The organism is Terriglobales bacterium, from assembly GCA_035624475.1.
Classification (GTDB): Bacteria; Acidobacteriota; Terriglobia; order Terriglobales; family Acidobacteriaceae; genus DASPRL01.
The window spans coordinates 1-7,761 of sequence record DASPRL010000152.1 but is presented as its reverse complement, the minus strand read 5'-3'; the positions used below and the strand labels follow the sequence as shown (position 1 = coordinate 7,761).

At 66.1% G+C, this 7,761-nt stretch carries 2 protein-coding genes; both read right to left on the bottom strand.

What is annotated here, in order from left to right; translation table 11 throughout:
- Nucleotides 1-3,337 (bottom strand): DNA-directed RNA polymerase subunit beta' (rpoC, locus tag VEG08_06365; GenBank protein ID HXZ27609.1); only part of this gene is annotated, 3,337 nt, incomplete at its 3' end.
- Between the two features lie 136 nt (nucleotides 3,338-3,473).
- Nucleotides 3,474-7,761, bottom strand: a 4,288-nt coding sequence (rpoB, locus tag VEG08_06360) for a DNA-directed RNA polymerase subunit beta (protein HXZ27608.1), incomplete at its 5' end; no start/stop codon positions are given.

Here is a 7,761-nt window from a genome sequence, read left to right as displayed (position 1 = left end):
TGGTCTCGCGCGGGATCTTGGCCAGCACGTCGCCGGGATGCACGCTGTCGCCGTCCTGCACCATGAGGTGGGCTCGCGAGGGCATCAGGTAGCGCTTGCTGCCCTTGCCCTTGATCACGATGGCGGGCTGGTGCTTCTCGTCGGGCGACTCCGCCACCACGTGGCGGGAGAGGCCCGTGACCTCGTCCACTTCCTCGTGCAGGGTGACGCCTTCGTGCAGATCCTTGAACTGCACCGCGCCGCCGATCTCGGTGAGGATGGCGAAGGTGTAGGGATCCCACTCGACCAGCGCCTGGCCCAGGGTGACCTGCTGCCCGTCCTCCACCTTGACGCGGGCGCCGTAGACCACGGAGTAGCGCTCCTTCTCGCGGGCTTTCTCGTCCACGATGGTGATGGAGCCGTTGCGGTTCATCACCACCAGGCCACCCTCCTTGGAGCGCACCGTCTGCAGGTTCTGGAAGCGCACCATGCCGTTGCTCTTGGCCTCCAGGCGCGACTGCTCGGAGACCCGGGAGGCGGTGCCGCCGATGTGGAAGGTGCGCATGGTGAGCTGCGTGCCGGGCTCGCCGATGGACTGCGCCGCGATCACGCCCGTGGCCTCGCCCAGCTCCACCAGGCGTCCCGAGGCCAGGTTGCGCCCGTAGCACATGACGCACACCCCGCGCTTGGATTCGCAGGTCAGCACGGAGCGGATCTTCACCCGCTCGATGCCGGCCGCCTGGATGGCGCTGGCCAGGTCTTCGCTGATGTCCTGGTTGACGTCCACGATCACGTTGCCTTCGTAGTCCTTGATCTTCTCCAGCGAGACCCGGCCCACGATGCGGTCGCGCAGCGGCTCAATGATCTCGCCCGACTCCACGATGGAGCCGACGTAGATGCCGTCCACGGTGCCGCAGTCCTGCTCGCTGACGATGACGTCCTGGGCCACGTCCACCAGGCGGCGGGTGAGGTAGCCGGAGTCGGCGGTCTTGAGGGCGGTGTCGGCCAGGCCTTTGCGCGCGCCGTGGGTGGAGATGAAGTACTCCAGCACGGTCAGCCCTTCGCGGAAGTTGGCGGTGATGGGCTGCTCGATGATCTCGCCCGAGGGCTTGGCCATGAGGCCGCGCATGCCGGAAAGCTGGCGGATCTGCTGCTTGGAGCCGCGGGCCCCGGAATCGGCCATGACGTAGATGGGGTTGATGCGCCCCTGCTTGTCCTCCTCCTGCATGGCGCTGAACATCTCGTCGGCCACCTTCTCGGTGATGCCCGACCAGATCTCGATGACCTTGTTGTAGCGCTCGCCGTTGGTGATGGCGCCGTCCAGGTACTGCTGCTGCACGTTGACCACCTGCTTCTCGGCGTCGCGCACCAGTTGCCGCTTGTTGTCGGGGATGACCATGTCGTCGATCCCGATCGACAGCCCGGCGCGGGTGGCGAACTGGAAGCCCAGTTGCTTGATCTCGTCGAGCATGCGCACCGTGGTCTCCAGCCCGAAGCGCAGGTAGCAGTAGTTCACCAGTTGCCCCACGCCCTTCTTCTTGAGCAGGCCGTTGATGTAGGGCATGCCCTCGGGCAGGTGGTCGTTGAGGATGACGCGGCCCACGGTGGTGTTGATGAACTGGCGGTCCAGCTTGATAGGCTCGCTGTGCAGCACGTCCTGGTCGTCGTAGGCGGCGGTCAGGTCGAGCACCTCGCCGCTGTAGCGCAGGCGGATGGGAGTGAGCGTCTCCACCTCCTTGGCCTCCAGCGCCAGCAGCACCTCGTCGAGGTTGGCGAAGGCGCGGCCCTCGCCCTTGGCCCCGTGCTTGGCCTTGGTCAGGTAGTAGATACCCAGCACCATGTCCTGCGTAGGCACGGTGATGGGCTGGCCCGAGGCGGGAGAGAGGATGTTGTGCGAGCTCAGCATGAGCACGCTGGCCTCCACCTGCGCCTCCGGGGAGAGCGGGATGTGCACCGCCATCTGGTCACCGTCGAAGTCGGCGTTGAAGGCGGTGCACACCAGAGGATGGATCTTGATGGCCTTGCCTTCCACCAACACCGGCTCGAAGGCCTGGATGCCCAGGCGGTGCAGGGTGGGAGCGCGGTTCAGCAGCACGGGATGGTCCTTGATGACCTCTTCCAGGATGTCCCACACCACCGACTCCTGCGCCTCCACCATCTCCTTGGCCTGCTTGATGGTGGTGCACTGCCCGGTCTGCTCCAGGCGGTGGTAGATGAAGGGCTTGAAGAGCTCCAGCGCCATCTTCTTGGGCAGGCCGCACTGATGGAGCTTGAGTTCCGGCCCGACCACGATGACGGAGCGGCCGGAGTAATCGACGCGCTTGCCCAGCAGGTTCTGGCGGAAGCGTCCCTGCTTGCCCTTGAGGGTGTCGGAGAGCGACTTCAGCGGCCGGTTGTTGGCGCCGCGCAGCACGCGGCCGCGGCGGCCGTTGTCGAACAGGGCGTCCACCGCCTCCTGCAGCATGCGCTTCTCGTTGCGCACGATGACCTCGGGGGCGTGCAGGTCCATCAGCTTCTTGAGCCGGTTGTTGCGGTTGATGACCCGGCGGTAGAGGTCGTTGAGATCGCTGGTGGCGAAGCGGCCGCCGTCCAGCGGCACCAGGGGACGCAGCTCCGGGGGAATGACCGGGATGACGTCCAGGATCATCCACTGGGGCTTGTTGCCGCTCTTGCGGAAGGCCTCCACCACCTTCAGGCGCTTGGCGTGCTTGAGGCGCTTCTGCATGGAGCTCTCGTGCTTCATCTTGTCGCGCAGCTCGGTGGAGAGTTCGTCCACGCTGACGCGCTTGAGCAGTTCCTTGATGGCCTCCGCCCCCATCATGGCCTTGAAGCCGGTGGGGCGGAACTGCTGGTCCAATTCCCGGAACTTGGTCTCTTCCTTGATGATCTCCTTTTCCTTGACGGGGGCGTCGCCGGGGTCCACCACCACGTAGGCCTCGAAGTAGAGCACCGACTCCAGGTCGCGCAGGGAGATGTCGAGCAGGTGTCCGATGCGGCTGGGCAGGCCCTTGAAGAACCAGACGTGGGAGCAGGGCGAGGCCAGCTCGATGTGTCCCAGGCGCTCGCGCCGCACCTTGGAGAGGGTGACCTCCACCCCGCACTTGTCGCAGATCACGCCGCGGTGCTTCATGCGCTTGTACTTGCCGCAGAGACACTCCCAGTCGGTGACCGGGCCGAAGATGCGGGCGCAGAACAGCCCGTCGCGCTCCGGCTTGAAGGTGCGGTAGTTGATGGTCTCCGGCTTGGTCACCTCGCCGTGCGACCAGGAGCGGATCTTCTCCGGCGAGGCCAGGCTGATGCGGATGGCATCGAAATCGGCGATGTTGGCTCCGAGATCAAAGGGACTGGTGCGGTACAAGTTGTCCTCCCGTTCCTGCGGCGTTGTCGCCCGCCGCCCTGCAGTGGCCCGTGGTCAGTGACCCGTGGCCAGTTCTTCCTTAGATCTTGCGGACCGGCGGCCGGGTCAACTGACCACCGGCCACTGGCCACTGTTCCTAGTCCGCGGCCGCCACGGCCAGCGCCTTGCGCTCCGTCTTGACCAGCTCCACGTCCAGGCAGAGCGACTGCAACTCGCGGATGAGCACGTTGAAGGACTCGGGCACGCCCGGCTCGATGGCGGCCTCGCCCTTCACGATGGCCTCGTAGATCTTGGTGCGGCCATAGACGTCGTCGGACTTCGCGGTCAGCAGTTCCTGCAGGATGTAGGCGGCGCCGTAGGCCTCCAGCGCCCACACTTCCATCTCGCCGAAGCGCTGGCCGCCGAACTGCGCCTTGCCCCCCAGCGGCTGCTGGGTGATGAGCGAGTAGGGCCCGATGGAGCGCGCGTGGATCTTGTCGTCCACCAGGTGCGAGAGCTTCAGCATGTAGATGTAGCCCACGGTGACCGGCTGCTCGAACAGGTCGCCGGTCATGCCGTCGCGCAGCACCGTCTTGCCCGATTCGGGCAGGGCCGACTCCTTGAGCAGCGACTTGATCTCCGGCTCGCGGGCCCCGTCGAAGACGGGCGAGGAGAAGTACACGCCCCGGGTCATGCCCTTGGCCACCGCCTCCAGCGTGTCCTCGTCCAGCCCGGCGATGCGCTCGGCGAAGGGGGTCTCCTTGAAGATGGTCTTGAGTTCGCGGCGCAGCGTCTCCTCGCGCGAGTTCTCCTCCAGCAGGCGGGTGATGCGCGCCCCCAATTCGTGGCCGGCCCAGCCCAGGTGGGTCTCCAGGATCTGGCCCACGTTCATGCGGCTGGGCACGCCCAGGGGATTGAGCACGATCTCCACCGGGGTACCGTCGGAGAGGTAGGGCATGTCCTCGTCGGGGAGGATGCGGGCGATCACGCCCTTGTTGCCGTGGCGCCCCGCCATCTTGTCGCCCACGCTCAGCTTGCGCTTCATGGCGATGTACACCTTCACCAGCTTGATGACGCCGGGAGGCAGCTCATCGCCCTTCTGCAGCTTGTCCACCTTCTCCTTGACGATCTTGCGCAGCACGTCGATCTGGCGCGAGGTCATCTCCTCGATCTCGTCGATCTGCTCGTTGACCCGCGGGTCCTTGTCGGCGTACTTGATGCGCTTCAGGTTCTTGGTGGAGATGCGCTCGATGGTCTCGCGATCCAGCACCGCGCCCTTGGTGAGCAGGCGCTTGTTGGTGCGCTCGTCGTGCAGGTCGGCCTGCACTTCCTTGCCGCCCAGGATGTTCTCCAGGCGCTTCAAGCGCTCGTCGGTGAGGATGCGGATCTCGTCGGCCAGGTTCTTCTCCAGCTTCTCCACCTGGGATCCCTCGATGGCCTTGGCGCGCTCGTCCTTCTCCGCTCCCTTGCGGGAGAAGATCTTGACGTCCACCACCGTGCCCTCGATGCCCGGAGGGCAGGTGAGGGAGGCGTCGCGCACGTCGCCGGCCTTCTCGCCGAAGATGGCGCGCAGCAGCTTCTCCTCCGGGGTGAGCTGGGTCTCGCCCTTGGGCGTGACCTTGCCCACCAGGATGTCGCCCGCCTTGACCGTGGCCCCGATGCGGATGATGCCGCTCTCGTCCAGGTCGCGCAGCGCCGACTCGCTGACGTTGGGGATGTCGCGGGTGATCTCCTCCGGCCCCAGCTTGGTGTCGCGCGACTCGATCTCGAACTCCTCGATGTGGATGGAGGTGTAGTAATCCTCCTTCACCAGCTTCTCCGAGACCAGGATGGCGTCCTCGAAGTTGTAGCCGCGCCAGGGCATGAAGGCGACGAGCACGTTGCGGCCCAGGGCCAGCTCGCCGTGGTCGGTGCAGGGCCCGTCGGCGATCACCTGCCCCTTGGCGACGCGGTCGTTCTTGCGCACCGTGGGTTTCTGGTTGATGCAGGTGTTCTGGTTGGAGCGCTTGAACTTGGTGAGCTGGTAGATGTCGGAGCCCACCTCGCGGGAGAGCTGGCCGGGATGGTGCTCGCCCTCGACGCGCACGATGATGCGCTCGGAGTCCACCGAGTCCACCAGGCCGGCGCGCCGCGCCAGCACCACCGCCCCGGAATCGCGCGCGGTGACGCCCTCCATGCCCGTGCCCACCAGCGGGGCCTCCGCCCGCAGCAGGGGCACCGACTGGCGCTGCATGTTGGCGCCCATGAGGGCGCGGTTGGCGTCGTCGTGCTCCAGGAAGGGCACGAGGGAGGCCGCCACCGAGACCAGTTGCTTGGGGCTGACGTCGATGTAGTCCACCTCGTCGCGGTGCACCAGCACGAAGTTGCCGGCCTTGCGGGCGTTGACCAGCTCAGCCACCAGGCGCTCGCGCTCGTCCAGCTCGACGTTGGCCTGCGCGATCACGTGCCGGTCTTCCTCCCAGGCCGAGAGGTAGAAGGAGTAGGGCTCGTACTCGGCCTGGCGGCGGCGCTTCTCCTTGAGTTCGGCGTTGGTCTTCTCGACCTCGTGCTTCTCCACGTGGTCGCCGACGCGGTGCTCGCTGTCGCCGGCGTTGACGATGCTGACGAAGTCCTGCACCCGCCCGCTCTTCACCCGCCGGTAGGGCGACTCGATGAAGCCGTAGTCGTTGATGCGGGCGTAGCAGGAGAGCGAGGAGATCAGCCCGATGTTGGGCCCTTCCGGCGTCTCGATGGGGCAGATGCGCCCGTAGTGGGTGGGATGCACGTCGCGCACCTCGAAGCCGGCGCGCTCGCGCGAGAGCCCGCCCGGCCCCAGCGCCGAGAGCCGCCGCTTGTGCGTGATCTCCGAGAGCGGGTTGGTCTGGTCCATGAACTGGGAGAGCTGCGAGGAGCCGAAGAACTCGCGGATGGCCGCCATCACCGGCTTGGCGTTCACCAGGTCGTGCGGCATGGCCGTCGACATTTCCTGGTAGACGCTCATCTTCTCCTTGATGGCGCGCTCCATGCGCACCAGGCCGATGCGGAACTGGTTCTCCAGCAGTTCGCCCACCGCGCGCACGCGCCGGTTGCCCAGGTGGTCGATGTCGTCGACCGCGCCCAGGTTCTTGCGCAGCTTGAGCAGGTAGCGGATGGTGGCGTAGAAGTCCTCCGGCTCCAGGGTGCGGTTGTCGAGGTTGGTGGCGTCCGCCTTCTCGAACAGCTTGATGTTGAACTTCAGCCGGCCCACGCGCGAGAAGTCGTACTTGCGCGAGTCGAAGAACATGCCGTGGAAGAGCGAGGTGGCGGTGTCCAGGGTGGGCGGATCGCCCGGCCGCAGCTTGCGGTAGATCTCGATCAGCGCTTCCTGCGGGGTCTTCACCCCGTCGCGCTTGAGGGTCTGGCTGATGACCACGCCCACGTCGTCGCGCTCGGGGAAGAACAGGTGCAACTCGGTGATGCCGGCGTCGGCCAGCTTGGCCAGCTTGTCGGTGGTGACCTCGGAGTTGGCCTCGAGCAGCACCTCGCCGCTGGAGGTATCGACCACGTCGGCGGCGGTGTAGGCGCCTTCCAGGTCGGACGCGTCCACCTCGATCTCGGTGAGCCTGGCCTTGTGGATCTCCTTGAGGATGGCGGGGGTGATCTTGCGCCCGCTGTGCGCGATCTCTTCCCCGCCCTTGGTGGCGATGCGGCGCGCCAGCTTCATGCCCAGCAGGTTGGTGGGCTTCTCCGCGCCCGGCTCCAGCGTCCACAGCAGCTTCTTGTCGCGCAGGGCGAGCTTGTCGACGGTGTAGAAGGTGCGCAGGATGTCCTCGTCGGAGCGCAGCCCCAGGGCGCGCAGGAAGATGGTGCCCAGGAACTTGCGCTTGCGGTCGATGCGCACGTACAGGATGTTCTTCTGGTCGTACTCGAACTCCACCCAGGAGCCGCGGTAGGGGATGATCTTGCCCAGGAAGTAGGTGCGGTTGTTGGCGGTCTCGAAGAATACCCCCGGGGAGCGGTGCAACTGGGAGACGATGACGCGCTCGGTGCCGTTGATGATGAAGGTGCCGTTCTGGGTCATCAGGGGCACGTCGCCGAAGAAGACCTCCTGCTCCTTGATGTCGCGGATGGAGCGGTTGCCGGTCTCCGCGTCCTTCTCGAAGATGGTGAGGCGGATGGTGACCTTGAGCGGGGCGGAGTAGGTCATGCCGCGCTCTTCGCACTCGGTGACGTCGTACTTGAGCTGCAGGCCCACCGGGTCGCCGCACTTGTTGCAGAAGTCGGGGGTGTTGGCGTTGTAGGTGCCGCAGCGCGCGCACAGCACGTCGCCGGGGTGGAAGGGATCGGTGATGACGGTGGAGCCGCAGTTTCGGCAGGTGGTGCGCAGGTGGTGCAGCCCCTTGAGGTGGCCGCACTTGCACTCCCAGTTGCCGATGGCGTAGTCGACGAACTCCAGTTGCGAGACGTTGCGGAAGTCGGTGATGGGG